This is a genomic window from Microvirga lenta (genome assembly GCF_020532555.1).
GTDB classification, from domain to species: Bacteria; Pseudomonadota; Alphaproteobacteria; order Rhizobiales; family Beijerinckiaceae; genus Microvirga; species Microvirga lenta.
In genome coordinates, this window is sequence record NZ_JAJBBR010000009.1 from 205,626 (window position 1) to 231,536 (window position 25,911).

At 66.9% G+C, this 25,911-nt stretch carries 26 protein-coding genes; 14 read left to right on the forward strand and 12 right to left on the reverse strand.

Going from position 1 to position 25,911, the window contains the following annotated elements; translation table 11 throughout:
- The first annotated feature begins 72 nt into the window (after positions 1 to 72).
- The 3 genes from cysE (at position 73) to LGR44_RS15760 (ending at position 1,804) form a co-directional block, all read left to right on the forward strand.
- Positions 73 to 903 (forward strand): serine O-acetyltransferase, encoded by an 831-nt coding sequence (gene cysE / locus LGR44_RS15750; protein ID WP_226741664.1) that lies wholly within the window; start codon positions 73 to 75, stop codon positions 901 to 903.
- An 82-nt stretch (positions 904 to 985) separates the two neighbouring features.
- Positions 986 to 1,183 carry a DUF3126 family protein gene (locus LGR44_RS15755; protein WP_264196570.1) on the forward strand — a complete coding sequence of 66 codons (198 nt, stop codon included), beginning with the start codon at positions 986 to 988 and terminating at the stop codon, positions 1,181 to 1,183.
- 90 nt (positions 1,184 to 1,273) lie between these two features.
- Entirely contained in the window at positions 1,274 to 1,804 is a 531-nt protein-coding gene (locus LGR44_RS15760; RefSeq protein ID WP_226741665.1) for a gamma carbonic anhydrase family protein, read from the forward strand.
- A gap of 79 nt (positions 1,805 to 1,883) precedes the next feature.
- On the opposite strand, the gene LGR44_RS15765 is transcribed toward LGR44_RS15760, so the two are convergent.
- Positions 1,884 to 2,468: a transglutaminase-like cysteine peptidase gene (locus tag LGR44_RS15765; protein ID WP_226741666.1), complete on the reverse strand. Its 585-nt coding sequence runs from the start codon at positions 2,466 to 2,468 to the stop codon at positions 1,884 to 1,886.
- A 397-nt stretch (positions 2,469 to 2,865) separates the two neighbouring features.
- On the opposite strand from LGR44_RS15765, the gene LGR44_RS15770 reads away from it, so the two are divergent.
- The gene (locus LGR44_RS15770) at positions 2,866 to 3,687 is read left to right on the forward strand and encodes a rhomboid family intramembrane serine protease (protein WP_226741667.1); all 822 of its coding nucleotides are present in this window, start codon (positions 2,866 to 2,868) and stop codon (positions 3,685 to 3,687) included.
- Between the two features lie 134 nt (positions 3,688 to 3,821).
- On the forward strand, positions 3,822 to 4,253 hold the full coding sequence (locus LGR44_RS15775) for a CBS domain-containing protein (protein WP_226741668.1): 432 nt from the start codon (positions 3,822 to 3,824) through the stop codon (positions 4,251 to 4,253).
- Here LGR44_RS15775 and LGR44_RS15780 read toward each other — a convergent pair.
- On the reverse strand, positions 4,250 to 5,266 hold the full coding sequence (locus LGR44_RS15780; protein ID WP_226741669.1) for a patatin-like phospholipase family protein: 1,017 nt from the start codon (positions 5,264 to 5,266) through the stop codon (positions 4,250 to 4,252). The two genes, LGR44_RS15775 and LGR44_RS15780, sit on opposite strands and share 4 nt — an antisense overlap.
- Before the next feature lie 97 nt (positions 5,267 to 5,363).
- Complete coding sequence (locus tag LGR44_RS15785) at positions 5,364 to 6,509, reverse strand: MFS transporter (protein ID WP_226741670.1); 1,146 nt, start codon at positions 6,507 to 6,509, stop codon at positions 5,364 to 5,366.
- Positions 6,510 to 6,693: 184 nt separating this feature from the next.
- Between LGR44_RS15785 and LGR44_RS15790 the strand changes: the two genes are divergently transcribed.
- From LGR44_RS15790 to LGR44_RS15800, 3 genes are all read left to right on the forward strand, one after another.
- The gene (locus tag LGR44_RS15790; protein WP_226741671.1) at positions 6,694 to 7,542 is read left to right on the forward strand and encodes a chromate resistance protein ChrB domain-containing protein; all 849 of its coding nucleotides are present in this window, start codon (positions 6,694 to 6,696) and stop codon (positions 7,540 to 7,542) included.
- Positions 7,539 to 8,951: a chromate efflux transporter gene (gene chrA, locus LGR44_RS15795; RefSeq protein ID WP_226741672.1), complete on the forward strand. Its 1,413-nt coding sequence runs from the start codon at positions 7,539 to 7,541 to the stop codon at positions 8,949 to 8,951. Before LGR44_RS15790 ends, chrA begins: the two co-directional genes overlap by 4 nt.
- 144 nt (positions 8,952 to 9,095) lie before the next feature.
- Positions 9,096 to 11,531: an AI-2E family transporter gene (locus tag LGR44_RS15800; RefSeq protein WP_226741673.1), complete on the forward strand. Its 2,436-nt coding sequence runs from the start codon at positions 9,096 to 9,098 to the stop codon at positions 11,529 to 11,531.
- On the opposite strand, the gene hisI is transcribed toward LGR44_RS15800, so the two are convergent.
- Together hisI and folE are read right to left on the reverse strand one after the other, a co-directional pair.
- Positions 11,516 to 11,947 carry a phosphoribosyl-AMP cyclohydrolase gene (gene hisI / locus LGR44_RS15805; RefSeq protein WP_226741674.1) on the reverse strand — a complete coding sequence of 144 codons (432 nt, stop codon included), beginning with the start codon at positions 11,945 to 11,947 and terminating at the stop codon, positions 11,516 to 11,518. The genes LGR44_RS15800 and hisI overlap by 16 nt on opposite strands.
- A 55-nt stretch (positions 11,948 to 12,002) precedes the next feature.
- Positions 12,003 to 12,635 carry a GTP cyclohydrolase I FolE gene (gene folE, locus LGR44_RS15810; RefSeq protein WP_226741675.1) on the reverse strand — a complete coding sequence of 211 codons (633 nt, stop codon included), beginning with the start codon at positions 12,633 to 12,635 and terminating at the stop codon, positions 12,003 to 12,005.
- Positions 12,636 to 12,786: 151 nt separating this feature from the next.
- On the opposite strand from folE, the gene LGR44_RS15815 reads away from it, so the two are divergent.
- The 3 genes from LGR44_RS15815 (at position 12,787) to thrS (ending at position 15,654) form a co-directional block, all read left to right on the forward strand.
- Positions 12,787 to 13,233: an iron-sulfur cluster assembly scaffold protein gene (locus tag LGR44_RS15815; RefSeq protein WP_226741676.1), complete on the forward strand. Its 447-nt coding sequence runs from the start codon at positions 12,787 to 12,789 to the stop codon at positions 13,231 to 13,233.
- Between the two features lie 2 nt (positions 13,234 to 13,235).
- Complete coding sequence (gene yidD, locus LGR44_RS15820) at positions 13,236 to 13,565, forward strand: membrane protein insertion efficiency factor YidD (RefSeq protein ID WP_226741677.1); 330 nt, start codon at positions 13,236 to 13,238, stop codon at positions 13,563 to 13,565.
- Positions 13,566 to 13,641: 76 nt separating this feature from the next.
- Positions 13,642 to 15,654, forward strand: a complete 2,013-nt coding sequence (thrS, locus tag LGR44_RS15825; protein WP_226741678.1) for a threonine--tRNA ligase — start codon at positions 13,642 to 13,644, stop codon at positions 15,652 to 15,654.
- 94 nt (positions 15,655 to 15,748) lie between these two features.
- Here thrS and LGR44_RS15830 read toward each other — a convergent pair whose 3' ends face one another.
- The 3 genes from LGR44_RS15830 to LGR44_RS15840 form a co-directional block, all read right to left on the reverse strand.
- Complete coding sequence (locus LGR44_RS15830) at positions 15,749 to 17,125, reverse strand: CBS domain-containing protein (RefSeq protein ID WP_226741679.1); 1,377 nt, start codon at positions 17,123 to 17,125, stop codon at positions 15,749 to 15,751.
- A gap of 100 nt (positions 17,126 to 17,225) precedes the next feature.
- Entirely contained in the window at positions 17,226 to 18,107 is an 882-nt protein-coding gene (locus LGR44_RS15835) for a hypothetical protein (RefSeq protein WP_404809933.1), read from the reverse strand.
- A complete protein-coding gene (locus LGR44_RS15840; RefSeq protein WP_226741710.1) occupies positions 18,107 to 20,566 on the reverse strand; it encodes a YfhO family protein in 2,460 nt (819 codons plus the stop codon). Before LGR44_RS15840 ends, LGR44_RS15835 begins: the two co-directional genes overlap by 1 nt.
- Before the next feature lie 309 nt (positions 20,567 to 20,875).
- Between LGR44_RS15840 and LGR44_RS15845 the strand changes: the two genes are divergently transcribed.
- Positions 20,876 to 21,439 carry a nitroreductase family protein gene (locus LGR44_RS15845; protein WP_226741681.1) on the forward strand — a complete coding sequence of 188 codons (564 nt, stop codon included), beginning with the start codon at positions 20,876 to 20,878 and terminating at the stop codon, positions 21,437 to 21,439.
- An 8-nt stretch (positions 21,440 to 21,447) separates the two neighbouring features.
- Positions 21,448 to 22,056, forward strand: a complete 609-nt coding sequence (locus LGR44_RS15850; RefSeq protein ID WP_226741682.1) for a flavin reductase family protein — start codon at positions 21,448 to 21,450, stop codon at positions 22,054 to 22,056.
- 247 nt (positions 22,057 to 22,303) lie between these two features.
- Here the strand turns inward: LGR44_RS15850 and LGR44_RS15855 are convergent, their stop codons facing one another.
- Genes LGR44_RS15855 through LGR44_RS15865 form a run of 3 tightly spaced genes read right to left on the reverse strand, consistent with a single transcriptional unit; the run spans position 22,304 to position 24,469 of the window.
- Positions 22,304 to 23,176, reverse strand: a complete 873-nt coding sequence (locus LGR44_RS15855; RefSeq protein WP_226741711.1) for an HpcH/HpaI aldolase/citrate lyase family protein — start codon at positions 23,174 to 23,176, stop codon at positions 22,304 to 22,306.
- On the reverse strand, positions 23,176 to 23,658 hold the full coding sequence (locus LGR44_RS15860) for a MaoC family dehydratase (protein WP_226741683.1): 483 nt from the start codon (positions 23,656 to 23,658) through the stop codon (positions 23,176 to 23,178). Before LGR44_RS15860 ends, LGR44_RS15855 begins: the two co-directional genes overlap by 1 nt.
- Before the next feature lie 40 nt (positions 23,659 to 23,698).
- Positions 23,699 to 24,469, reverse strand: a complete 771-nt coding sequence (locus tag LGR44_RS15865; protein ID WP_226741684.1) for an NAD kinase — start codon at positions 24,467 to 24,469, stop codon at positions 23,699 to 23,701.
- Positions 24,470 to 24,518: 49 nt separating this feature from the next.
- Here LGR44_RS15865 and cutA point away from each other — a divergent pair, with 49 nt between their 5' ends.
- Positions 24,519 to 24,842 carry a divalent-cation tolerance protein CutA gene (gene cutA / locus LGR44_RS15870; protein ID WP_226741685.1) on the forward strand — a complete coding sequence of 108 codons (324 nt, stop codon included), beginning with the start codon at positions 24,519 to 24,521 and terminating at the stop codon, positions 24,840 to 24,842.
- Between the two features lie 16 nt (positions 24,843 to 24,858).
- Here the strand turns inward: cutA and LGR44_RS15875 are convergent, their stop codons facing one another.
- A complete protein-coding gene (locus tag LGR44_RS15875) occupies positions 24,859 to 25,848 on the reverse strand; it encodes an MBL fold metallo-hydrolase (RefSeq protein ID WP_226741686.1) in 990 nt (329 codons plus the stop codon).
- Between the last annotated feature and the right edge of the window lie 63 nt (positions 25,849 to 25,911).

The window sequence follows — 25,911 nt, forward strand, 5'->3', positions numbered from 1 at the left end:
ATCTAGGGTAAAGGGCGGGGACTTCTTATCTCATCCATGTTCATTCGGCCTCGGGCCGGCAGGGAGACCGTCATGGCGCAGACCAAAATGAAGCCTGGAGCACCGGAACTGGTCGCTGGAACCGTGGATCCTCTATGGGATCGGCTGCGGCAGGAGGCGGAGATCATCCTGCACGACGAGCCTGCCCTGGCAAGCTTCATCCACGGCGCCATTCTCCAGCAGCCGAGCCTCGAAGCCGCCGTGATCCATCGGGTCGCCTGCCGCCTGGGTCATCCCGCCGTCGCCGCCGACATCGTCGAGCAGACCTTCCTGGAGGCGGTCGAGCGCGACCCGGCCATCGGAGCGGCTTTCCGGGCGGATATCAGCGCCGTCCTCGACCGCGATCCGGCCACGAACCGGGTCGTCGAGCCCGTGCTCTACTTCAAGGGTTTCCACGCGATTCAGACTCACCGGCTGGCCCATTGGCTGTGGCGCCACGACCGGCAGGATTTCGCGCTCTACCTGCAGAGCCGCTCGTCCGAGGTGTTCCAGACCGACATTCACCCGGCCGCCCGAATCGGCCGCGGAATCTTCCTCGACCATGCCACCGGCCTGGTGGTCGGCTCGACGGCGGTCATCGAGGACAACGTCTCCATGCTCCAGGACGTGACGCTCGGCGGCACCGGGAAGGAGCGGGGAGACCGCCATCCCAAGATCCGTCACGGGGTGCTGATCGGGGCCGGAGCGAAGATCCTCGGCAATATCGAGATCGGCCACTGCGCCCGCATCGCCGCCGGCTCGGTGGTGCTCAAGCCCGTGCCCCACAATGCCACGGTCGCCGGCGTTCCGGCCAAGGTCGTCGGCTCCGCCGGGTGCCCGGAGCCGTTCCGCTCCATGGATCACTTCCTGTCCGAGGGGATCTAACGGCGCTTGCTCACGTTGGCCCGGCGTGGCAAGTGCAGCATCCTTGAAAACGAAGAAAGGGTTCGTGGTGGATAAATCGGAGATGGCGAAGGTCGAGCGGTACATGCGCCAGACTTTTGCAAACCACTCGATTCGCGTGGTCGGTCGCCCGAAGAAGACCGATTCGGCAGAGGTCTATATCGGCGAGGAGTTCGTGGGCGTCCTGTTCGTCGACGACGAGGACGGGGATCGCTCCTACAACTTCACCATGGCGATCCTCGACACGGATCTGGAAGACTGATCAGCCTGCCGCAGCAGAATCCTCACCCGGATCCTGCTGCCGTCGTTTCGGGGGGCGATTCGTCCCGTCAGCTCAGGAATCCAGCAAGCGATGCCGATCTACAGCCTCGACGATGTCTCCCCGATTCTGCCCGAGCCGGACCGGTTCTGGATTGCGCCGGACGCCCACGTGATCGGGCGGGTCCGGCTTGGACGGGACGTGGGGATCTGGTTCGGGTCCGTGCTTCGCGGCGACAACGAGCTGATCGACATCGGTGAGGCGACCAACATCCAGGAAGGCTCCCTCCTTCACACGGACGAGGGGGCGCCCCTGACCGTGGGGGCGGGCTGCACCATCGGCCACCATGCGATCCTGCACGGCTGCACCATTGGCGAGAACTCCCTGATCGGGATGGGGGCGACCGTCCTCAACCACGCGCGGATCGGCGCCAACAGCCTCGTCGGTGCCAATGCGCTGGTGACGGAAGGCAAGGAATTCCCTGACAATTCCCTCATCGTCGGTGCTCCGGCGAAGGCCATCCGGGTGCTCGACGAGGCCGCCATCGAGCGGCTGCGCTGGTCGGCCCGTCACTATGTGGAGAATTGGAAGCGCTACGCAAAAGGAATGCGGCGGATCGATTGACCCGCCGCCGTTTTCCGGTCGTCAGGGCCGCTTCCACCGACGTGGAGGCGGCTCCTTTCTTTTCTGAGCCACTGAAGTCTCAGCGATTCGCCGTGGTGGTCGGCGAGGTGGTGATGCCGCCCAGCGAAACCCAGCCCACCGCGTTCTCGCTCTCGCGCTTCACGTAGGCGTAGCCGGTCCGGTACCAGGGAAGAACCGCCGAGGTCTTGTTGTCGAGAACGTAGTCGCCCTGGTTGGTGCGAATCATCAGGACGGCGTGACCCTCGCCGAGTTCGTCGATGACGACCGTCATGCGCATGGCGCGGCGCGGCAGCCCGCTCTCGACCAGGATGCGGCGCTTGAGAAGCTGGAAATCCTCGCAATCGCCCTGGCCGTCGTCGGGGAAGCCCCACGCATCGACGACACCCCAGTGATCCGCGTCCGTGATGGCCTTGATGCCGGAATTCACGCGCTGGTTCACGGAAACGATCGTCCTCCAGATCTGCGGCGTCAGCTGGATGATATCCGGCTCCGACACATTCACGGCGCATTCCGACGGAAAGCTGTCGCAGAATTTCACCCAGCCGAGGATCGGCTTGGCGGATCCCAGATTCATGATCGGATTGCTCGCCACGGGGAGGGCCGCCACGGTCTGTGCCTGGGCGGCCGAGCCCAGAAACATCATGGACAGGCCGATAAATGCCGTTTTGACGAACTTGGCCGTTAAGGAAGCCTTTGCCTTACGACCGTTAAAACCTTTGTTTGCGAAATAATCCTGCTGCATGCCCCACCAGCCGGTAATGTTCTTTTAACCAAGCTGACACGGTTGCGGGCGGGGCTCAAGTGAAAAGTAAAAGGTGAGTTAACGCGTCGCGGGCCCGTCTAGTTCCATTAACGTTAACGAAAAATTTACGAAGATTGATGGCTCCGGGCGTTCTTTAATCCGGCCGGGCCAAACCCTTCGAAAGCCGTTCGAAACCGGCGCGACTCGACCCCTGTCGAGAATCAACGCTAGGTCATCCCGTCACCCTGGAACGTGGCCGATTGTGGTCTGCCGCGCAATCGGATCGTAGAACTTGTCCATGCCGCCTCACACCGACCGCCCGGCTCGCGAGCCGATCTTCAATCTCCCGACCGTCGTCGCCCTCAGCGTCGCGGCCCTGGTGGGGATCCACGCCCTCCGGCTGCTTCTGTCCGACGAGACCGACTTCACCCTCATCATCGACTGGGCCGTGATTCCCGCCCGGTGGTCGGTGGCGTTCGGCAGCGTCCAGGCCGACGAGATCGTGAATGCCCTCCAGGGACCGGGCGGGAGCGAGGACGGGTTGTCGCCTTTCGCGGCCCTGGCCCAATACGTGCTGGCCGACGGCGAGGGGCGGCCCTGGACGGGGCTGACCTATGCCTTCCTGCACGGATCCTGGGCCCATGTCCTCATCAACTGCGTCTGGCTCGCGGCTTTCGGAACGCCGCTCGTCCGCCGCATCGGAGCAGTGCGCTTCTTCACCCTGGCGGCGGCTTCGGCCGTCGGCGGGGCGGCTGTGTACGCCTTCATGAACCCCCTGCAGATCCTGCCGATGATCGGCGCCTCGGGCGCCGTCTCGGGCATGATGGCGGCGGCTTCCTGGTTCATGTTCGCCCCGGCGGACTGGCTGCCGGAAGGCCGCCTGACCCAGCCGCACGAGAGGCTCCGGGAGGGCCTTCTCGACATGTTCCGCAACCGGCAGGTCCTGATCTTCCTCGGCGTCTGGTTCGCGGCCAACTACGTCTTCGCCTTCGTCCAGCCGCTGGGCGTCACCGATGCGAGCATCGCGTGGGAGGCGCATCTCGGCGGATTCCTGGTCGGGCTGGCCCTTTTTCCCCTGCTCGATCCTCTCCCGCCGCGGCCGGGGCGCATCCTGGCTTGAAACCGCCGCGGTTTAGCCGGATCATCAAGAGCTGACGCAGGGTCACTATCCCGCCGTCATGGGACGTGAAACTCGTCTTCAGCCTTGCGGACGCGAAGCATGACGGCCTTCGCATCCCTGCAACGGAGGCGAACATGATCGTCAACCGCATCCTTTCCATCAAAGGCCGCGACGTCGTCGCCATCGGGCCGGACCGGAGCCTCAGCGAGGCCGCCCGGACGCTGTCCGAGAAGCGGATCGGCGCCGTTCTCGTCCGCGACGGAGACCGGCCGTTCCTCGGCATCATCTCGGAGCGCGACATCGTCAGGGCGATAGCCGCCCGAGGAGCCGCGGCTCTGGACGAGCCCGTCTCCCGCTACATGACCGAGAAGGTGGTGACCTGCACGGGCGACACCTCCATCAACGACGTGATGGAGGTCATGACCCAGGGCAAGTTCCGGCACGTTCCGGTGGTCGAGGGCGGGTCGCTGCGGGGGATCGTCTCGATCGGCGACGTGGTGAAGCTGCGGGTCGAGGAGGTCGAGGCCGAGGCTCAGGCGATCAGGGAATATATCGCCACCGCCTAGCTCCGTACGCTCTGGGCCTCCTGCAGGATCTCCATGATGTCCGGCAGGGCGCGCTCCGTGGCCTGCCGGCCCAGGGCGATGCATTCCTGAGCGCGATGGAATTCGAACAGGCCCATCTTCGCGAGCTTGGGGGCGACCATGATGTCCGGCGGGTCGCCGGCGAGCCGGGAGCGGGCGATCCGGTCCTGGGTGATGTTGAAGGCGTCGACCATGACCGTGGCGAGGCCCGGCGCGTTGGGCTTGCGCGGTTTCTCGTCTCGCGAGGGGGAGAACAGGCCCCAGCGCCGCGGTGCGGTCTCGAGGGCCTCCTCGATCTCCTTCTCGTCGCTGGTGTCGGCGTCGTAGGACTGGATGACCGTGCCGCGGACGCGGATCTCGCCATTGAGGTTGACGCAGATCACGATGTCGGCGCCGAGAGCGCGGGCCGCGGTGATCGGGATGGGGTTGACCAGGGCGCCGTCCATGAGCCAGCGCCCGCCGATCATCACCGGGTCGAAGACGCCCGGCAGGGCATAGGAGGCGCGCATCGCCTGGACCAGCGGCCCCCGCGTGAGCCAGATTTCGTGACCGCTGGTGAGTTCGGTCGCGATGGTGCAGAACTTGATCGGGAGCGTCTCGACCCGGCGGTCCATGAGATCCTGGTCGAGAAGGCGCTGCAGCCGCCCGCCCGCGATCAGGCCGGCGCCGCTGAAATGGAAGTCGAGAAGCCCCATGACCCGCCGCTTGGTCAGGGAGAGGGCGAAGGCCTCGAGCTCGTCGAGCTTTCCGGCGGCGTAGCAGCCGCCGACCACCGCCCCGATGGAGCAGCCGGCGATGACGTCCGGCACGATTCCGGCCTCGGCCAGGACGCGCAGCACGCCGATATGGGACCAGCCCCGCGCCGCACCGCCGCCGAGGGCGAGGCCGATTTTCACCTTCGTCCGCGGGTCGCGCTCGATCGGAGCGTTCATTTCCGCGATCCCCCCGCCACCGCCAGACCCGGCGCTGCGCCGGGTGATCCCGTCCCACAACATGACTGCGAACTCCAAGGCCTCGAGCCTTCATGCCACACGCTCATGAAGACCTCATGAACAACGCCTCAGAGTTTCATTTAGGTCACGCTTGGCCAAACTAAACGGTAGAGGGACGCAGAACCCTTCGGGAGAGGAGCATGATGACCACGGCGAAAAGGATCAGCACGCCGAGGGTATTGCGCAGTCCCATGAGGTCGCCGCCGAAGCCGATGAGGGGCGGGCCGAGGAGCAGCCCCGCATAGCCCATCGTGGCCACCATCGCCACGCCCATGCTCGGCGGGATGCCTTTGGTCTCGCCCGCCGTGCTGAACAGCACCGGCACCGCGTTCGCCAAGCCCAGGCCGACGAGAGCGAAGCCGATGGTGGCCGTGACGGGATAGGGCAGGGCCATGGCGAGCCCGAGGCCCAGCGCCGCCAGAAGGCCGCCGAGCTTGACGGTGACGGCCCGCCCGAGGCGCCGGACTACGAGGTCGCCCATGAACCGGCAGATGGTCATGGTCAGCGAGAAGGCCGCGAAGCCGGCGACCGCGGTTTCCAGGCTCGCCCCGGCGACGGTCTGGAGGTAGATCGCGGTCCAGTCGACCATGGCGCCCTCCACCAGAAGGCAGAGCAGCGTCAGCATGGCCAGCCCCATGATCTCCAGGCGGGGCAGGGCGAAGGCATGTCCCCCGCCATGCCGCTCCGTCTCGTTCAGGGTCCAGAACGAGGCGGCCAGGAACAGCAGGCCCATGGCGGCGCAGGACAGGGTCAGGGTCGAGGGGATCCCGATCCCGGCCGCGATCATCAGTCCCGAGGCCGCCGCGCCGGTCAGTCCCCCGAGGCTGAAGAAGGCGTGGAACGACGACATGATCGGCTCGCCCCAGGCGCGCTCCACCTCCGTGGCGTTGGTGTTCATGGACACGTCCATGGCCCCGTTGGAGGCTCCGGCCAGCAGGGAGGCGCCGATGAGCAGCGGCAGCCCGGGGGCGAGACCCGGAAGGAGCAGGCAGGCTGCGAACGCGAAGGCGGCGGTCAGCGTGACGTTGCGGCTGCCTGCCCGCGCCACCAGCCAGCCGACGGTGGGCATGAGCACGATGGCTCCCAGGGCGAAGGCCAGAAGGGCGAGGCTCAGCTCCCCGTCCGACAGGCCGAGGGCGGCCTTGATCCGGGGCAGCTGGGCGGCCCAGGTGCCGATGCCGAAGCCGTTGCCGAAGAAGATGGCGCTCGCGGCCACCCGCGCCGGGAGGAGGTGACGGTGTCTCATTCCCGGGGACATAGACCGGGAGACCGGGTTTTGCACCCCGGCAATTTTCGCCGGGAGGCGGTCAGCCCTGCGTCTTGACAACTTCGGGCGAGGGGATAACCGTTCCCACCATGGGGAATGCGATCTCCCCACGAGGCGACATGCCCAAGCATCGCGTCCTATCTCTTTTTCAAGGGGACGCCCCATGTCGTCAGTCAACTCCATCTCAACAGACAAGCTTGCGCGCCTCATCGGAAGGCCGGACTGCCCCGTCCTGATCGACGTGCGCACCGATGAAGACTTCGCGTGCGATCCGCGCATGGTCCCCGGGGCCGTGCGCCGGCCATGGGCTGCTGTCGCGGACTGGGCTCCCGATTATCGCGGCCGGCCCGCCATCGTCATCTGCCACAGGGGCCTCAAGCTCAGCCAGGGTGTGGCTGCCTGGCTTCGCCAAACGGGTGCGCCCGCCGACTATCTCGATGAAGGCTCCTCAGGATGGGCCCAGGCCGGGCTGCCGATGGTTCCCGAAGCCAAACTGCCTCCGCGCAACCGCGAGGGACGCACCGTCTGGGTCACGCGCTCGCGCCCCAAGATCGACCGGATCGCATGTCCCTGGCTCATCCGTCGCTTCGTCGACCGACAGGCCGTCTTTCTGTTCGTCAGCCCCTCCGCCGTCGCCGGAGTTGCCGAGCGCTTTGCCGCAACGCCCTTCGACATCGAAGGCGAGACCGTGTTCTGGAGCCACCGGGGCGAGAACTGCACGTTCGACACGATGGTCGAGGAATTCGGCCTGGCGACGGAGCCTCTCCTACGACTGGCCGCAATCGTGCGGGGCGCCGATACGGGCAGGCCCGAACTCGCCCCTGAGGCGCCCGGCCTGCTCGCCGCCTCGCTCGGATTGTCGCGCATGTATGCGGACGACCTGGAGCAGCTCGAGGCGGGAATGACCCTCTACGATGCGTTCTACCGCTGGTGCCGTGACGCGGTCGACGAGACGCATAACTGGCCGGGAACCAAGCCGCAGAGCCGGCGTCTGCTCGAGGGTTCGCGATGAGTGCGTCCATTCCCACTCCCACGTGCGCGACGGAAGCGGCCCCGTCGCATGGGGTGAGCCTGCGGGAGGCTCTCAAGGTCTGGATCCGGGTTGCTTTGCTGTCCTTCGGCGGCCCGGCCGGGCAGATCGCCGTGATGCATCGCATCATCGTGGAGGAGAAGCGGTGGATCGGCGAGCACCGCTTTCTGCACGCGCTGAACTACTGCATGCTTCTGCCGGGGCCCGAGGCGCAGCAGCTTGCGACCTATATCGGCTGGCTGATGCACAGAACCCTGGGCGGCGTGATGGCGGGCGTCCTCTTCGTCCTGCCGGGCGTCGTCTCGATCATGGCGCTCAGCATCGTCTATGCGCTGTTCGGCAAGGTCGGCATCGTGTCGGCCCTGTTCTTCGGCCTCAAGGCCGCCGTCCTCGCCGTCGTGCTGCAGGCGGTTCTCCGCATCGGATCGAAGGCTCTGAAGAACCGCGTCATGGTCGTGATCGCCGTCGCCGGGTTCTGCGCGATCTTCTTCTTCGGCGTTCCGTTTCCGGCGATCATCTTCACGGCGGGCATCATCGGGTTTCTCGCAGGACGCGCTGGCGTTCCCGCTTTCCAGGTGAGGAACGGACATGGCCCGGCGAGAGGAGGCAGGGAGGTCGCCGATGCCGAGACCCTGCTCGGGGAGGAACTGCCGGACCACGCCCGTCCGACCGTCGCCCGGGCCCTTCGGGTCTCTGCAATCTGCATGACGCTGTGGCTGGTCCCGGTGGCGCTTCTGATGGCGGGCTTGGGCTCCGGCAACGTGTTCAGCCAAATCGCCACGTTCTTCTCGACAATGGCCGTCGTCACCTTCGGAGGCGCCTATGCGGTGCTGGCCTACGTGGCGCAGCAGGCCGTGGAGAATTACGGCTGGCTCGCCCCCGGCGAGATGCTCGACGGCCTCGGCATGGCCGAGACGACGCCCGGACCCCTCATCATGGTGCTGCAGTTCGTGGGCTTCATGGGCGCCTTCCGGGATCCCGGGGCGCTGTCGCCCCTGACGGCCGGGGTGCTCGGAGGCCTTCTCGCCACATGGGTCACCTTCGTCCCGTGCTTCCTGTTCATCTTTCTCGGTGCACCCTGGATCGAGTCCCTGCGGGGCAACCAGGCGCTGCACGGGGCGCTTTCCGCCATTACCGCGGCAGTGGTCGGCGTCGTCCTGAACCTTGCCGTCTGGTTCGCGATTCACACGGTCTTCCGCGAGACATGGCCCGTGCGCGCTTTCGGGCTCTCCTTCGACGCCCCTGTGCTCGCGAGCGTCAACCCGTGGGCTCTCCTGCTCTCGGGAGCGGCGGTGATCGCGGTCATTCGGCTCAAGGCGGGCATGATGACGACCCTGGCGGCCAGCTCGGTTGCGGGCATCGCCCTCTATCTTGCGGGAGCGCCCCTGTAGGGACCGGCCTGCGCCGTTGCGGGTCCAGGCCAGCAGGAAGGCGCGATCCGTCCGCCGGGTGCGGGACGGGCTCTACGGCCGAAACCGGATCAAAAGAAACCGTGTCGAGTTGTCTCCAGCGAAATGTCGCTGAGGGCGTCATCTATGGCCGATCCGGCTCTGCCTCCTCCCCCGTCGGCCGTGCGGCCCGCAAGTTCTCCCGTCTTGACCGCCGGCGGCATCGTCCTTGCCATCGGGGGCCTCTATTTCGGCCGGGATATCTTCATCCCCTTCGCGCTCGCCATTCTCCTGAGCTTCGCTCTCGCGCCTCTCGTGAACTGGTTCCGGCGCCTGAAGCTGCCGCGGGTCGCAGCAGTGCTCGTTGCCGTTGCCCTTGCCTTCGTCCTCATCGGCGGGATCGGCTTCGTCGTCGGCCGTCAACTCGTGCAGCTCGCCAGCAACCTTCCGGCCTACCAGACCACCATCACGCAAAAGATCCGGTCCCTGCAGCAATCCGCGCCCGGCGGCGGCGTGGTCGAGAGAGTCACCACGACTATCGAGGATCTCGGCAAGGAGATTGCCGGCGAGGAGAAGCCCGAGGACGAGCCGGCGCAGGCGCCGGGCTCCGCGCTCGGCGCGGGGACCTTGGAGGAGCCCGTCACCGTGAGGCTGGAGCCCCCACGCCCGCGCCCGCTGGAGGTGATCCAGACCATTATCGGCCCGCTGCTGGCGCCGCTCGCCACGGCCGGCCTAGTCATCATCTTCGTGATCTTCGTGCTGCTCGAGCGGGAGGACCTGCGCGACCGTTTCATCAAGCTTGCCGGGGCGGGCGATCTCCAGAAGAGCACGCAAGCCATCAACGACGCGGCCGCGCGGGTCAGCCGCTATCTCCTGATGCAGCTCGTCGTGAACCTGACCTACGGCATTCCCATCGGCATCGCCCTCTACTTCATCGGCGTGCCCAATGCGGTGCTGTGGGGGCTGCTGGCGGCCGTGCTGCGTTTCATCCCCTATCTCGGGCCGTTCCTGGCGGCTCTCTTCCCCATCGCCCTGGCGGTCGCGGTGGATCCGGGCTGGACCATGCTGCTGTGGGTCGTGGGGCTCTTCCTCATGGCGGAGCTCATCAGCAACAACGTGATCGAGCCGTGGCTCTACGGCTCCAGCACCGGCCTGTCGTCGCTCGCCATCATCATGGCGGCGATCTTCTGGACCAGCCTGTGGGGGCCGGTCGGGCTGTTTCTCGCAACGCCCCTGACGGTCTGCCTCGTGGTGATCGGCCGCTACGTGCCCCAGCTCGAATTCCTCGGCGTTCTCCTCGGCAGCGATCCGGTGCTGGCGCCGGAGGAGCGCCTTTACCAGCGCCTTTTGGCGGGCAACCTGGAGGAGGCGGTGGAAATGGCCGAAGACTACGTCGACGAACGCTCCTCGCGCGAGTTCTACGACAACGTGGCCATACCCGCTCTCCGGCTGGCGGAGAACGACCGCCAGCGCAGCACCACGGAAACGAATTACCGGCGGCTTGTCGCCGATACGGCGATCTGCGTCGTCCGGGAGATCGAGGACCACATCCGCGACAAGGACGACGAAGCGGACACGGGCGAAGGCCGGTCGGCAACAGGGGCGGCAAAGCCGTCCGCCGTCCTCTGCGTGGCGGGGCGCACGGAACTCGACCGCGCGGCGGCCGAGATGATGTCTCAGGTGCTCCATGAACGGGGCATCGGCGCCCGCGTCCTGCCGCCGATCGCCGTCAGCCAGGGAGCCCTGGGACAGCTCGACCTCCAGGGCGTGGATGTGGTGTGCCTGTCCTATCTGCACCCGCAGCCGCAGGTCTATGCGCGCTACATCTGCCGCCGCCTGCGCCGCCGGGCGCCTCATGTGAAGCTCGTCGTCTGCTGCTGGAACCCGGTCTCAGCGACCGAGCGGCCGGAGGATCCCGCGAAGCAGATGGCGGCCGATGCGGTGTTCACCTCCCTGGAGGCCTGTCTCGACCAGATGGATGCGTGGGTCTCCCGCCCGGCCTCGCCCACCGGGGCGGCTCCGGTCATTCAGGACGCCGAACACGAGCAACTCGCGGCGCTGGAGGAACTCGGTCTGACCTCTGTCAAGGAGCGGCAGTTCGACAGGGTGTCGAGGGAGGTCGCTCAGGCCTTCGGCACGCCCATCGCCCTCGTTTCTCTCGTCGATCAGGTCCATCGGCCCTCGAACGAGGCCGCTTCGCCCCAGGGCGGCCATGCGGATGGCCCGAATCCTCACGGGGAATCGCTCGATGCCTACGTGATTGCGGCGAACGAGGCGCTGGTGTCCGAGGATGTGACCAAGGATCCGCGCTTTGCCGACGACCCGATCGTGCTGGAGAAGGGAATCCGCTTCTATGCCGGGGCTCCGCTGCGCGCCTCCTCCGGAGTGGTCATCGGCTCCCTGTGCCTGATCGACACGAAGCCGCGCGAGTTTCCGGAGCCGGATCGCCAGCGGCTCCAGCAGATGGCCGACGCATTGATGGCGGACCTGGAGGGCCGGTCAAGGAAGGATGCGGATCCTTCCCCTGACGCTGTTCCGGCGAGCCGCTCATCCGCGGAGCCTCAGGGTCACGAGGTCGGATAGGTCGCTTCCGCCAATGCGAGCTTCGGCCCGTCCTCCGTAGACTCCACCTTCCGGTAGAAGCAGGATTGCCGCCCCGTGTGGCAGCAGCCGCCGTCGCCGGCGACCTTGACCTTGAGCCATAGGGCGTCCTGGTCGCAATCGACCCTCATCTCGACGACGGTCTGGATCTGGCCGCTCGTGGCGCCCTTGTGCCAGAGTTCGCCCCGCGAGCGGGACCAGTACCAGGCTTCTCCGGTCTCAAGGGTCTTCGCCAGGGCCTGCGCGTTCATGTGCGCGACCATGAGGAGTTCGCCGGTCTCGGCCTCGGTCGTGACGCAGGTGATCAGGCCGTCGGCGCCGAAACGCGGGGTGAGGGCCGCTCCTTCTTCAAGGTCGGCCTTGGAACCGGGAGCCGGGAAGGGGTGGGACGCGCACATGGGAAACCTTCGATGGTGGGGACATGCCCTTCAGAACGCCGGACGGCGCGAAAACTCAAGCCTTTCCGTGCCGCACCAGGGTCAGGAAGCGCACCTGTTCGGCAGGGTCCTTGAAGGCGCCGGTGAATTGGGTCGTCAGGGTCATGGCTCCCGCCTTCTGCACGCCGCGCATGGACATGCACATGTGCTCGGCCTCGATCATCACGGCGACGCCGCGGGGTTCGAGCGCGGTCTCCATGGCATCGGCGATCTGGGCCGTCATGGTTTCCTGCGTCTGGAGACGCCTGGCGAAGACCTCCACCAGCCGGGCGAGCTTGGACAGGCCGACCACGCCCTTCGTGGGATAATAGGCGATGTGGGCCATGCCGAAGAACGGCACCATGTGGTGCTCGCAATGGGAATAGAACGGGATGTCCCGCACGAGAACGATGTCGTCGTAGCCCTCGACCTCGGCGAAGATCTTGTTCAGGACCTCGTGCGGGTCGTCCTCGTAGCCCGAGTAGAACTCCCTGAACGCCTTGGCGACGCGCTTGGGCGTCTCGCGCAGGCCCTCCAGCTGCGGATCGTCCCCCGCCCAGCGGATCAGGGTGCGGACGGCGGCTTCCGCCTCCTCCCGGCTGGGCCGGTCGCCTGGCTTGTCGGCGACTGCGGACAGGCGCGGGGACAAGGGCTTAACCACATCGTTCATGCGGTGCCTTTCTCAACTCGTGAACTGGGGAGGCCCTAGGCCTCCGGCGTTTCCATTCCCTTTCCGCGAAAGCGCCGTCAGGAGCCCAGTCGCAGAGTTCAGTGATGTTTCCTATATATTGGCTGAGACATCCACGCGTCATCAGGCCCAAATGCTGAACGACATCTACAATCGTCGCATCCTCGAGCTCGCTGCGGACATTCCGCTCCTCGGACGGCTGCCGGAGCCCCAGGCCACTGCGACCGCGCGGTCGAAGCTCTGCGGCTCCACCGTCACGGTCGACCTCGCCCTGGACGGGGATGTGGTGACGGGCTTCGCCCATGACGTGAAGGCCTGCGCCCTCGGCCAGGCCTCCTCCTCCATCATGGGCCGGCACGTGCTGGGCTCGACCGCCGCGGAATTGCGCGAGGTCCGGGAGATCGCGAGCCGTATGCTCAGGGCCGGGGGAGAGGCCCCGGAAGGCAAGTGGGAGGACTTGAAGGTCCTCGAGCCCCTGCGGGACTACAAGGCCCGCCACCCCTCGATCATGCTCACCTTCGATGCCGTCGTCGATGCCCTCGACCAGATCGAGGCCGGGCGGACGAAGGAGGCGGGCTAGGCATGGCGAGCCCCGCTCAACGGGCAGCGCACTGGGCGATCCGAGGCTACCAGCTGACCCTGTCCGGCCTCATCGGCCGCCAGTGCCGGCACATGCCGTCCTGTTCGGAATACACCGACGAGGCGATCCAGCGGCACGGCTTCTGGGCCGGAGGCTGGATGGGCGTGTCGCGGATCTGCCGTTGCGGGCCCTTCGGCACGTCCGGGCTCGATGTGGTGCCCGAAACATTGCCCGAAGGGGCCGGCTGGTATAAGCCCTGGGCCTATGGTCGCTGGCGGGGCGTGAACGCTCCCCCGATCGTCTGCGAGGCAGTCGAACCTGACGGCGGCTGATCTCGCTCCCATCCAACAAACCGTCGGCCCCCGCTTACCTGCTCCGTTGGCAGGAGTGAGCCAGGAGAACGCACTCATGATTACCCTGACCTTTCCCGATGGCGCCCAGAAGCAGTACAGCCCCGGCACGACCGGCCGCGAGGTTGTGGAGGGCATCGCCAAGTCCCTCGCCAAGCGTACCGTCGCCATGGCTCTGGACGGCACCGTCGCCGACCTGAACGACCCCATCGCGCAGGACGCCAGGATCGAATTCCTCAATCGCGAGGACCCGCGCTCGCTGGAGCTGATCCGGCACGATTGCGCCCACGTGCTGGCCGAGGCCGTGCAGGAGCTCTTTCCGGGAACGCAGGTGACCATCGGGCCGGTGATCGAGAACGGCTTCTATTACGATTTCGCGCGCCCTGAGCCCTTCACCCCCGAGGATTTTCCCGCCATCGAGGCGAAGATGCGCGAGATCATCGCGCGCGACAAACCCTTCACCAAAGAGGTGTGGAGCCGCGACAAGGCCAAGCAGGTCTTCGCCGAAAAGGGCGAAAGCTACAAGGTCGAGCTCGTCGACGCGATCCCCGAAGGCCAGGACCTCAAGATCTATTTCCAGGGCGACTGGTTCGATCTCTGCCGCGGCCCGCACATGACCTCCACGGGCAAGATCGGCAACGCCTTCAAGCTCATGAAGGTGGCGGGCGCCTATTGGCGCGGCGACTCGAACAACCCGATGCTGACCCGCATCTACGCCACCGCCTGGGCGAACCAGGAGGAGCTCGACGCCTATCTCAAGCAGCTCGAGGAGGCCGAGAAGCGCGACCACCGGCGGCTCGGCCGCGAGATGGACCTGTTCCATTTCCAGGAGGAAGGGCCGGGCGTCGTCTTCTGGCACGCCAAGGGCTGGACCCTGTTCCAGGAGCTGATCTCCTACATGCGCCGCCGCCTCAAGGGCGACTATCAGGAGGTCAACGCTCCGCAGATCCTCGACAAGGCCCTGTGGGAGACCTCCGGTCACTGGGGCTGGTACCGCGAGAACATGTTCGCGACCCAGACCGAGGACGACCGCGTCTTCGCCATCAAGCCGATGAACTGCCCCGGCCACGTGCAGATCTTCAAGCACGGGCTGAAATCCTACCGCGACCTGCCGCTCAGGCTGGCGGAGTTCGGCAACGTGCACCGCTACGAGCCCTCCGGCGCCCTGCACGGGCTGATGCGCGTGCGCGGCTTCACGCAGGACGACGCCCACATCTTCTGCACGGAAGACCAGCTCGATTCCGAGTGCCTGAAGATCAACGACCTGATCCTCTCGACCTATGCCGATTTCGGCTTCGAGGAGATCGTCGTGAAGCTCTCGACCCGGCCGGAGAAGCGCGTCGGCACCGACGAGATGTGGGATCACGCCGAGGAGGTGATGACCCGCGTGCTCAAGCAGATCGAGGAGCAGTCGGGCGGACGCATCAAGACGGCGATCAACCCGGGCGAGGGCGCGTTCTACGGGCCGAAGTTCGAGTATGTGCTGCGCGACGCCATCGGCCGCGACTGGCAGTGCGGCACGACCCAGGTCGACTTCAACCTGCCGGAGCGGTTCGGCGCGTTCTATGTCGATCAGGACGGCCAGAAGAAGACTCCGGTCATGGTCCACCGGGCCATCTGCGGTTCCATGGAGCGCTTCACCGGCATCCTGATCGAGCACTTCGCGGGCCATTTCCCGCTCTGGCTCGCTCCGGTCCAGGTCGTGGTCGCCACCATCACCTCGGAGGGTGATGCCTACGCCACCGAGGTGGTGCGGGCCGCCGAGCGGATGGGGCTTCGGGTCGAGGCCGACCTGCGCAACGAGAAGATCACCTACAAGGTGCGCGAGCACTCGCTCGCCAAGGTGCCGGTGCTGCTCGTGGTCGGAAAGAAGGAAGCCGCCGAAGGGACGGTGTCGATCCGCCGCCTCGGCAGCCCCGACCAGAGGACCATGACCCTCGGCGACGCGCTCAGGGCGCTCGCCGCCGAGGCGATTACGCCGGACCGCAAGCGCGCGTCCCAGGCCGCGGCGGAGCCCGAAGGCCACCTGACGCTCGACGGGCAACACGTGGTCGAGCGCACGGTGGCTTGATCGGCCGGAAGAGCGATCTTCCTCAGGTTTGCAAACGAGGATGGCCGGGGCAAGCCCCGGCCATCGCTTTTCAAGGGGACGCGTCCAAGCGGCCTTACGTCGTCTGGCGCTGGCGTCCCGACCCCGAGCTGCGTCCGCCGGCAGGGGATCCGGCGCGGGAGCCTGTCTGGCCGATGCCGGGATTGCCGGTGGCGGCACCGGCATCGCCCGCTTCCGTTCCCGTCCCGTGTCCTGCCTGCTGCTGTCCGACGCGCAGGTTGTTCTGCACGTGGTTTACGCCTGAAACCGACTCGGCCAGATCCTCCGCCCGGCGCCGCTCGCCGCGGTCGCGGACGGTGCCGCTCAAGGTCACTTCGCGGTTCTCCACCGTCACCTCGATCTCGGACGCGTCGATGAGGGGATCGTCCGTCAGGCGCTCGTTGATGTCTTCCCGGATGCGGTCGTCGGAGCGCTGATAGTTGCGCGGGCCGCGGCCGCTATGCTCGCCCCGGCGGACCTCGCCGAAGCTTCCGGTGGCATCGTTGCTGAACCGGTTGTTGCCGGGGCCGCTGCCGTAGTTGCTGTGGTCGCGGCGCTCGTTCACGAGGCTCCAGGTGCGCTCGCGGTCCTGCATCCGGCGGTCGGTCTCGCTGCTGTCGTCGCCGGGACGGGCGCGCTCGCCCGTGATGGTCGAGGCGCCGTAGCGCGGGGGATGGAAGCCTCTTCCGGCGGAGCCGCGACCGGCGAATTCGTCCCCGTAATTCTGGTATCCCTCGCCGCCGTAGCCGCCGCGCATCCGGGCGTCGCGCCGCGGTTCCTGGCCCGGATAGCCGAAGGATCCGAAGGCCGCCCGCACGTCGTCCTCCTCGCGGAAGCGGAACTGGTCTCCGCCACGGGCCCGGCCGGACTGCCCGCGGCCCTCGCGCTCGCGGTAATCGTTGGGACGGTGACGCCAGTCGTCATCGTCCCCGCGCATCCGGCGCTCCAGCTCGCGGCGCTCGTCCCCGGTGAGGGGAGAAGGCCTGCGGTCCCGGGTCTGATCGGCGCGGGAGGAACTGAGCGTGCCCGTGCGGTCCGGCTCGGAGGGAATCGAAATGCGATGCAGGGCGTGGGAAGCCTGATCCTCCCGGTCGGTGGCAAGGTCGCCGAGGGCGACGATGCCGACGAGGTGCTTGTCGTGATCGACGACGGGGAGGCGGCGGATCTGGTGATCGCTCATGAGCTCGACGATGTGATCCACGTCGTCGTCGTCGAAGCACCACCACACATTGTCGGACATCACGTCGCGCACGCGGGTCGTGTCGGGCGGCAGGCCGGCCGCCGTGGCGCGCACGGTGATGTCGCGGTCGGTGATCATGCCCCGCAGCCGGCGGCCGTCGCAGACGGGCAAGACGCCGACATTCATCTCGTCCATCAGCCTCGCGGCTTCCTGGATCGTCTTGTCGGGCGCGACCACGCGCACGTTGCGTGTCATGATTTCCGAAATCTTCATGGGTGTCCTCCCGGTAAGGGCCACGCCATGAGAGCTCGATGTCCCTGCCCGGCGCGACCGATCGTCAGAGACCGGTCAATGCGGGGAAGGCGGAAAAGGTTCAGGTCGGCGGGACGACGATCTCGATATCCCGGTCGAGCCCGCTCTCGACCGTGAAGTCGCGGGTATAGACCTTGCCCTCGTGCCGGGCGATCAGCACGTATTCGCCTTCGGCCAGGGTCACGGACGGAAAGGCGCCGATGGCCTCGCGAATCACGTCGCCGCCCGGGGTGAGCACGCTGAAGGCCGTTCCGGCGAAGGCCTCGCCGCCTTCCGTGCCGACGAGCTTCAGCGTCACCGTCGCGGCGCGGTGGTTGAGGGTCGCTTCCGTGACGCGGCCGGATTCCACCTTGAGGTCGCTGCGCATGATGGCGTTGGCGTCGCCATAGGTGGACACCACGTGATAGGTGCCCTCCGGCAGGCGGATGATGTCGTTCGCCTTGGCGTTGGCGATGACCAGGCGGCCTTCGGAGTTCTGGCCGCTGGGAACGTAGACCGTGAAGGACAGCCGGTTCGGCGCGATGGGGCTGTCGCCGACGGCGCCCTTCAGCTTGAGCGCTCCCGCGCTCACGGTCAGCCGTTCGTTCACCTGCCCCGATCGGACGCTGAGCCGCTTGGAGGCGCTCGCGAACCCGTAGGACAAATGCATGATGTAGTTGCCGGGCGGCAGGGTGAAGCCCGGTGTCGGACTGCTCGACCGGGCGACGATGGTCGGCGGGGTCGTGTCGCCCCGGTCCTCGTAGACGCGCCAGACGAGGCCGGAGCGGATCGGCTCGTTGTTGTCCGCGAAGGCGGCGCTGGCATTGACCGTGACCCGGCCTGTCGCCACCGGAGGAGGGGTCTGGGTCAGGGACGGGACGGCAGGCGTCTGGGCGACGGCGCCGGAGGCGGCGAGAAGCACCAGACAGCCGAGAAGGCGGCTCAGGGAGTTCGACAAACGCATCATTCTTGGTCGGTTCGGGATCCGGCGGCGGACCAGGGGGCGGCGGCCGTCCTGATCGCTTCCTCCTCGCTGTCCACGAGTTCGGACGCGGCCGCAACCAGATTGTCCAGGGAAAGAGGGCGAAATTCGAACTCGACGCGGTGCCGGCCTGCCGGAACCTCGACGCCGCGGAACAGGAGGTTGGCGCGCAGGAGCGGCCTGCGCTCCCCGTCGACCCGCACCTCCCAGCCCGGGTAATAGATGTCGTGGAGCACGAGAATGCCCGGCTTGCCCGTCTCGACCTCGATCACGACCGAGTTGCGCTGATAGCTGACGATGCGGGCCCGGCTTTGGGCCGGTTCGGCCGGGGACGGACCGAAGCTGGCCTTGAGCAGGGGAGCGCTCTCGTCGTCGATCAGGGCCTCCGTCTGGCGGTTGAACTCGGGCAGCTCCTCCTGATCGAGCACGGCTTCGGAATCGACCACATGCGCGTGATGCGCGACATAGGCCCGGGGGCTCGCCGTGTTCACCCGATAGATCCACATCTGGCCGGCACCGTAGACCACCTCGGCGCCCGGCAGGCGGGGGAAATGGCGCGGCAGCTTCTCGATGGGCCGGTCGAGCACCAGATATTCGAGTCCGAGCAGGCTGGCGAGACGGCACTTGTAGCCGCGGAAGGTGGCCGGGAAGGTGCGCAGGTTGGGGTCTTCCGCGTTCTCGCCGGGCCCCACGGCGCGTTCGTAATCGGCCAGGCGCAGCGGGTTGTAGCCGATGATGTCCTCGATCTGCAGCACCATCGAGGCGTTCTGCCACGGACCGCGCAGGCCGAGGATCTCGACGCGGGGGTACTCGCCGCGGGCATGCCGGCCGGCCAGTTCCTTCTTCAGGATCCGCAGCCCCTGAAGCTGCTCCGGCGGCAGCTCGCGGAATACCGCGTAGCGTTCCGCGGGCTCCGCATTGAGGGCTGACGCCGCATGGCGCCAGACGAGTTCGGTGCCGGTCAGGGCGATGAGGGCAAGGGCGGCGGCCTCGCGCCAGCGGGAGGGGCCACTGAAGCGCTGCAGCAACACGATGCCGGCCGTGGCAGCAAGGAGGCCGATCCCGATCTCCCGCAGGGCCGCCGGGGCTTGCCCGGCCTTCACGGCGAAGACGAGGGCGCTCGCCATGGCGGCGAGGACGAGCGTGACGGCGAGGCCGGGCAGGACGAGCCGGAGGCGGCCCAACGCGGCCCTGCTCCATTGCGGGAGCCCGTCCGTGACATAGCGGTGGACCAGGTAGCCGACCGAGAAGGCGAGGGCGATGTTGATGAGGAAGGTCGCATCGGCCGGGCGGCGGTAGAGGTTCACGCCCGGCATGTAGTCGAAGATGACCTCGAATCCGGGAGTGTAGCGGCCCAGGGCGTAGAACAGGGCAATGATGCCGACGACGAGGAAGAAGCGGAATTCGCGGGCGAAGAGGCGCCCTCCGGCGATGCCGTGCCAGATGAGGAGGAGGGCCGGAAGCGTGCCGATGAACAGGTAGTTCGTGGCCCTGTCCGTCCAGGTGCCCTCCGCCAGGCTGTGCCAGTCCGGTCCCCAGTAGTCGTAGGTCCAGCGCAGGGAGCCGAAGACGTTGCCGAAGAGGATCGTCGCCAGGCTTTCGGGAGGCAGGGACCCCATGGCCGCGACCCCGTAGCCGAAGGAGGGCCGGGTCGAGGTGGCGAGGAACTGCATGGTGAGGACGACCGGCACTGCGAGGAGCGCGCCGCCGATGACGGCTATGGAGGCAAGCAGTCCGAGGCGCGACCTGAGATAGGTCAGGGGATGGGCGGCGGAGCCGATGCGGTGGGCCGCCACGGCGATCAGGGTCAGGGCGCAGAGGAAGGCGACCTGGTCGCGCCCGATGGTCATGAACGCCGCCGTCACGGCGAACAGCGCGCCGAACCGGTAGGAGCGGCGATCCAGGGCTTCCTCCAGAAGCCAAAGGGCCAGGGGAAAGAAGCCGTAGCTGAGGATGATGCCCGTATGCTGGAGGCGCGCCGTGGCGGAGCCGCCGAGCATGAAGACGATGGCCGCCACCACCGCGCCTGCCGGATGCCAGCCGCGGCGACGGAAGAGGGGGACGAAGGCCAGCGCTCCGGGCAGGAAATGGGCGAAGACGACCCCGTCGAAAAGCTGCATCGACGGCTCCGGCACCAGCCAGCCGAACAGCAGCATGGTGGGAGTGAACAGGAGCGACTGGGGATCGGCCGCCGAAGGATGGCCGCCGAAATGATAGGGGTTCCAGAGCGGCAGCTCGCCATGGGCGAGGGCGGCGCCGAGATAGCGGAGCGTCGGGTAGAACTGGTTCTTCGAATCCCAGGGAACCACCGAGCCGGTGAGGGGCCACACGGCCGCCGCGACGGCCCAGATCCCGAGAATGAGCGCAAAGGCGACGATCGTCTGCTGCCTCGACCAGAAGGCGGACCCGGGGATGCCGGTTGGCGTGGTTGGTGTGTGCATCGCTGTCAAAGCGGCGCTTCGCCGGTCGGGTCGGGATGGATGCGGCGGCACGCCAGAATGCGCTGCTGCAAGGGCAGCTATGCCGTCACCGTTCACCACAGGCCGGAAACCTGCTTGGCGTATTGCCGCACTCCCCCTATACATCCGTTGCCGGTTCTTCTCTCGCAACGGCCCCTCTTGGGACGCCCGCGCTTGCTCAAGCGCATCAAGACGGCGAGACCATGGCAAGCCTGCGCCGTCCAAGCACCGCACCCTGCGTGAGCGCCCGACACCTATTGTTCCACAATATCCAATCCGGATGAAGATCCCATGAATGAAAGCCTTTCCCGCCTTCAGCAGCGACGTTCGGTTCCCGCGCGCTGGCTGGGGGAGCCCGGGCCGAGCCCGGAGGAGGTGGAGACCCTGCTGACGGTCGCGGCCCGGGTGCCGGACCACGGCAAGCTTGTTCCCTGGCGCTTCATCCTGATCGAGGGGGACGCCCGCCACCGGCTGGGCGACATTCTGGCGACGGCGTTCCAGGCGGACAACCCGGACGCCGACGAGGACAAGATCGCCGCCGAGCGGGGGCGCTTCGCACAGGCGCCGCTCGTGGTCGCCGTGGTGTCCCGGGTGGTGCCGCACGCGAAGATCCCGGACTGGGAGCAGATCCTGTCGGCCGGCGCCGTCTGCATGAACCTCCTGAACGGGGCGACAGCCCTCGGTTACGGCGCCGTCTGGCTGACCGGCTGGGCCGCCTTCGACCGTCGGGTGCTCGATGCCCTCGGCCTCGCGCCGAACGAGCGGATCGCGGGCTTCATCCACATCGGAACGACGAAGGAGCAGCCCGGCGACCGGGCGCGGCCGGACCTCGCCGATATCGTCACCCGCTTCTAGGCCGCACCATGTTCTACGAAACCGCCGCCAACGCCCACGGTCTTCCCCACGATCCGTTCAAGGCCCTCGTCACACCCCGCCCCATCGGCTGGATCACGGCCATGAGCGCCAAGGGCGAGATCAACCTCTCGCCTTACTCGTTCTTCAACGCCGTCTCGGAGCGTCCGCCCATGGTGGCGTTCTCGAGCGCCGGGCGGAAGGACGCGCTCTCCTTCATCGAGGAAACGGGGGAATTCGTCTGCAACCTCGCCACCTACGATCTCCGGGAGCAGATGAACAAGACGTCCGCCCTGCTGCCGCGGGGAGAAAACGAGATGGAGCATGCGGGCCTCGCCGCCGCGCCGTCCCGCCTCGTCAAGCCGCCCCGGGTGGCGGATGCTCCGGCGGCCCTGGAGTGCAAATGGCTCCAGACCGTGCCGCTGACGCCCTTGGGCGGAGGCGAGCCGAGCTATTACCTCGTGATCGGTCAGGTAATCGGCATCCATATCGACGACCGGTTCATCGTCGAGGGCATCGTCGATACCGCCGCCATGCGCCCGATCGCCCGCTCGGGTTATCGGGACTATTTCGTCGCGACGCCTGAAACGAAGTTCTCGATCACGCGGCCGGGCGGGTAGATCGAGCCTTTACCGTGGGAGCGGCTGGACCATCAGGTCCGGATGAGGCTGCGCCTGTTCAGAACATGGCGCCATTTCCCTCCCCACAAGGGGGGGGAGAGCCGGACGGCGCTTCCGGCGAACTCGTAGAGACGCGAAATCCGTCGGGGAGACGAGCTGAAGCGGAGCCTCGCCTCCATTCCGACATGTCGGCGCATGGGCTATGCAGGCTGCACCACACGAGCCCACAAGGGGGCGAGTTCGCCGCTCACATTCTTCCGGCCCGCTTCAGCAGACGCTCGGCCCGCAGGAGGTGCGGACGGTCGAGCATTTCGCCACCGACGCCGACGACCCCCGCGCCCGGATTGGCCTTGAAGGCATCGACCACCGCCTGAGCCCGGCCCAGCGCCTCTTCTGAGGGCGTGAAGGCCTCGTTGATCACCGGCACCTGCGCCGGATGAATCGCCATCTTGGCGACGAAGCCGTCGCGCCGGGCCTCCCGGCACTCGGCCGCCAAGCCGTCCATGTCGCGGAAGTTGGTGTAGACCGAGTCGATCGCGTCGACGGCTGCCGCCGCGGCGCCCAGGAGCGTCAGGGATCGGGCGATCCGGTAAGGTTCGGTGTAGGCGCCGTCGTCGCCCCGGTTCGCCTCCGCCCCGATATCGGCCGAGAGATCCTCGCCGCCCCAGGCCAGTCCCATGAGGCGGTGGCTGGCTCCGGCGAAGGTGCCGAGGGCGAAGACCCCGAGGGCGTTCTCGGTCGCGATGGCCAGAACCCGGGTGCCGCCGTCGTCCAGGCCGAACTCCGCCTCGCGGACAGCGAGCTTCGCGCCGAGATGGGCCACGTCGGTCCCGCCGACGGTCTTCGGCAGGACGATTCCATCGGGTGCCGCCTGCATGACCCCGTCGAGATCCGCGTCTGTGAGGCCTGTCGTCAGGCCGTTCACGCGCACATAGAGGCGCGGCCGTTCGGCCTGGGTCTTCGCCTCGGAGAGGAAGGCCGCCGTGACCCGGCGGGCCTCCTCCTTCACATCGAGCGCGACCGAATCCTCGAGGTCGATCAGGAGGGCATCCGCGCCCGAAGTCAGGCCCTTGTCGAGTTTCTTCCGGCTGTCGCCGGGCACGAACAGGAGGGACCGCATCATGCGCCCCGCTTGCGCATGAAGGCCTGTCTCCGGCACTCGGCAACGAGGCTGCCGTCCTGCTTGTAGGCGCGATGAACCATCTCGACGATGCCCGCATCGGGCCGCGACTTCGACTCGCGCTTGGCGACGACTTCCGTGGTCACATTGACCGTATCGCCTTCGAACAGGGGGGCGGGGAACTTCACGTCCGTCATGCCGAGATTGGCGATGGTGGTGCCCACCGTCGTGTCGTTCACGGAGATGCCGATCATCAGGCCGAGCGTGAACAGGGAGTTCATGAGCGGCTTGCCCCATTCCGTCTCGGTGGCGCAGAAATGCGCGTCGATATGGAGCGGCTGCGGGTTGAGGGTCATGTTGGAGAACAGCATGTTGTCCATCTGCGTCACCGTGCGGGTCAGGCGGTGCGCGATGGTCGTGCCGATGGTGAAATCCTCGAAGTAGAGGCCTCCACGAGGGTGCCTGCTGCTCTCGTCGGTCATTGTCCTATCCTTGTCATGAGCCAAGCGTTTGGGTGTTTCCTCAGCCGAACTGCTCGCGCAGGATGCGCTCGTCCAGGCTGTGGCCGGGATCGTGCAGCACCACGAGATCGACGGTCCGGTCCATCGAGACATGGACCCGAGCCACGTTCCGGAACTCCGTATGGTCGGCCACGGCGCTCACCGGGCGGTGCTCCGCCTCCAGCACGTCGATCTGGATCTTCGCATAGTCCGGCAGCAGCGCCCCGCGCCACCGGCGGGGGCGGAAGGCGGAGATGGGGGTCAGGGCCAGGAGGGGGGCATTGAGCGGGAGAATCGGCCCGTTGATGGAAAGATTGTAGGCCGTGGACCCGGCCGGGGTCGCGACCAGGATGCCGTCGGCGATCAGTTCGTTCAGCCGCACGCGGGAATCGACGCTCACGCGCAGCTTGGCGGTCTGGTGGGTCTGGCGCAGCATGTACACGTCGTTGATCGCCCGGGCCGTATGCGCGACGCCCTTCACGTCCCAGGCCACCATGAGCAGCGGATGGACGACGCTGCGGTGGGCGCTCTCGAGCCGGTCGAAGAGGTCGTCCTCCCTGAATTCGTTCATCAGGAAGCCGACCGTGCCCTTGTTCATGCCGTAGATCGGCTTGGCGGTGCCCATGAAGCGGTGGAGGGTCTGCAGCATCAGGCCGTCACCGCCGAGGGCGACGATCACGTCGGCCTCCTCCGGGGGGACGTTCGCATACTGCTCCGCCAGCACCTGCAGCGCGCTCTGCGCGTCAGGCGTCGAACTCGCGACGAATGCGACTTTGTTGAAACGACGGGCCATGCCCCATACCTACGTTATGCCCGAACCAGATGCGGACAAAAGGCATAGCATGGAGAGCCCACTTCTCGTCTATACGACCTTTCCCGATGTGGACACTGCGCTGTCGATAGGGGAATCGCTGGTCCGCGACAGGCTGATCGCCTGCATCAACGTCCTGCCGGGGATGCGCTCCGTCTATGCCTGGCAGGGGAAGATCGAGCGCGGGGAGGAGGCGGTCGCCATCCTCAAGACCGTGAAGAGGCTTCAGGACGATGCTGGACGGGCCCTGAAGGAAAGGCATCCCTACGAGACGCCGGTGATCTTCTTCATCGAGCCTGCGGACGTCGATGTGGACACCATTGCCTGGCTCGCGGGGGAAACGGCGGGCGACTGAGCCGCCCGCCTGACGGTCAGACGACCGGCATCCACTGCACGGGCACGAAGCGGAAGCCGTTGCCCTCCTTCGCGATGTGGCCCGTGGCCGGGAAGGGGGCATGGTAGAACGCCACCTGCGCCCGCTCGCTGGCCGCCATGTCGAGCATCCTGTGGCGGGTCTGCCGGGCCTGGTCGGCATCCATGTCGAACACGGCCGCCCAATCGGGATGGCGAACGAACAGGGCCGGGTGGTTCGTGATGTCCGACATCACCATCAGTTTCCCGGGACCGGAGGAGAGCATGTAGGCCGTGTGGCCCGGGGTATGGCCATAGGCTGCGACCGAGGTCAGGCCCGGCACGATCTCCTTGTCGGCCTCATACCGTTTCACGTCGTTCGCGATCGGGCCGAACACCCGGCGCACGTTCTGGAAGGCGCCCTTCATGCCTTCCGGAGCCTGGTTCATCCGGGCGTCGTCCATCCAGAACGCCCATTCGGCGGCCGGCACCATGACCTCGGCCCGCGGGAAGACGGCCGTGCCGTCCTTCAGGCGCAGCCCGTTGATGTGATCGCCGTGGAAATGGCTGATCACCACGTTCTCGACCTGCGACGGCTCGAACCCGGCGGCACGGAAATTCTCCATCCAGAAGCCGGAGGTCGGAGCGCCCGAATCGCCGTTTCCCGTGTCGATGAGCGTCAGTCCGCCGCCGTCTCGGCGCAGGACCAGGGTGGTGAAGGTGATCGGAAGAGCATCCTCGGGGAGGAAGGCCTCCCGCATGGCTTCCTTGACCTGCGAAAGCTCCGCATTGCGGACGAAGCCTTCCAGAGGACGGCGGGCGAAGCCGTCGTTGATGGCCGTGACTTCGATGTCGCCCACCTTATAGCGGTAGAAGCCCGGCGCCTGGGACGTTTCCGCGCTTTGGGACGAACCCGGCGTCGAGGGTGCGGCTTGAGCCAAGGCTTGGCCTCCGAATGGCGCTGCGGCAAGGGCAGTGCCGGCAAGAACAGTACGGCGTGTGAGGGTCATCAGGTTTCTCCCGTCAAGGACACGGGAGGCTAGAACGGCCCAGCTTGCAGACAAGAGCCGGAG

Coding starts and splice junctions, on each gene's coding strand:
- LGR44_RS15815 (WP_226741676.1), top strand. CDS start 12,787: ATGCTGAACGACATCTACAATCGTCGCATCCTCGAGCTCGCTGCGGAC.
- thrS (WP_226741678.1), top strand. CDS start 13,642: ATGATTACCCTGACCTTTCCCGATGGCGCCCAGAAGCAGTACAGCCCC.
- LGR44_RS15840 (WP_226741710.1), bottom strand. CDS start 20,566: ATGCACACACCAACCACGCCAACCGGCATCCCCGGGTCCGCCTTCTGG.
- LGR44_RS15855 (WP_226741711.1), bottom strand. CDS start 23,176: ATGCGGTCCCTCCTGTTCGTGCCCGGCGACAGCCGGAAGAAACTCGAC.
- LGR44_RS15850 (WP_226741682.1), top strand. CDS start 21,448: ATGTTCTACGAAACCGCCGCCAACGCCCACGGTCTTCCCCACGATCCG.
- LGR44_RS15830 (WP_226741679.1), bottom strand. CDS start 17,125: ATGAAGATTTCGGAAATCATGACACGCAACGTGCGCGTGGTCGCGCCC.
- LGR44_RS15800 (WP_226741673.1), top strand. CDS start 9,096: ATGGCCGATCCGGCTCTGCCTCCTCCCCCGTCGGCCGTGCGGCCCGCA.
- LGR44_RS15785 (WP_226741670.1), bottom strand. CDS start 6,509: ATGAGACACCGTCACCTCCTCCCGGCGCGGGTGGCCGCGAGCGCCATC.
- yidD (WP_226741677.1), top strand. CDS start 13,236: ATGGCGAGCCCCGCTCAACGGGCAGCGCACTGGGCGATCCGAGGCTAC.
- LGR44_RS15865 (WP_226741684.1), bottom strand. CDS start 24,469: ATGGCCCGTCGTTTCAACAAAGTCGCATTCGTCGCGAGTTCGACGCCT.
- LGR44_RS15845 (WP_226741681.1), top strand. CDS start 20,876: ATGAATGAAAGCCTTTCCCGCCTTCAGCAGCGACGTTCGGTTCCCGCG.
- LGR44_RS15780 (WP_226741669.1), bottom strand. CDS start 5,266: ATGTTGTGGGACGGGATCACCCGGCGCAGCGCCGGGTCTGGCGGTGGC.
- cutA (WP_226741685.1), top strand. CDS start 24,519: ATGGAGAGCCCACTTCTCGTCTATACGACCTTTCCCGATGTGGACACT.
- LGR44_RS15875 (WP_226741686.1), bottom strand. CDS start 25,848: ATGACCCTCACACGCCGTACTGTTCTTGCCGGCACTGCCCTTGCCGCA.
- LGR44_RS15755 (WP_264196570.1), top strand. CDS start 986: ATGGCGAAGGTCGAGCGGTACATGCGCCAGACTTTTGCAAACCACTCG.
- LGR44_RS15835 (WP_404809933.1), bottom strand. CDS start 18,107: ATGCGTTTGTCGAACTCCCTGAGCCGCCTTCTCGGCTGTCTGGTGCTT.
- LGR44_RS15775 (WP_226741668.1), top strand. CDS start 3,822: ATGATCGTCAACCGCATCCTTTCCATCAAAGGCCGCGACGTCGTCGCC.
- LGR44_RS15770 (WP_226741667.1), top strand. CDS start 2,866: ATGCCGCCTCACACCGACCGCCCGGCTCGCGAGCCGATCTTCAATCTC.
- cysE (WP_226741664.1), top strand. CDS start 73: ATGGCGCAGACCAAAATGAAGCCTGGAGCACCGGAACTGGTCGCTGGA.
- chrA (WP_226741672.1), top strand. CDS start 7,539: ATGAGTGCGTCCATTCCCACTCCCACGTGCGCGACGGAAGCGGCCCCG.
- LGR44_RS15790 (WP_226741671.1), top strand. CDS start 6,694: ATGTCGTCAGTCAACTCCATCTCAACAGACAAGCTTGCGCGCCTCATC.
- folE (WP_226741675.1), bottom strand. CDS start 12,635: ATGAACGATGTGGTTAAGCCCTTGTCCCCGCGCCTGTCCGCAGTCGCC.
- hisI (WP_226741674.1), bottom strand. CDS start 11,947: ATGTGCGCGTCCCACCCCTTCCCGGCTCCCGGTTCCAAGGCCGACCTT.
- LGR44_RS15765 (WP_226741666.1), bottom strand. CDS start 2,468: ATGATGTTTCTGGGCTCGGCCGCCCAGGCACAGACCGTGGCGGCCCTC.
- LGR44_RS15760 (WP_226741665.1), top strand. CDS start 1,274: ATGCCGATCTACAGCCTCGACGATGTCTCCCCGATTCTGCCCGAGCCG.
- LGR44_RS15860 (WP_226741683.1), bottom strand. CDS start 23,658: ATGACCGACGAGAGCAGCAGGCACCCTCGTGGAGGCCTCTACTTCGAG.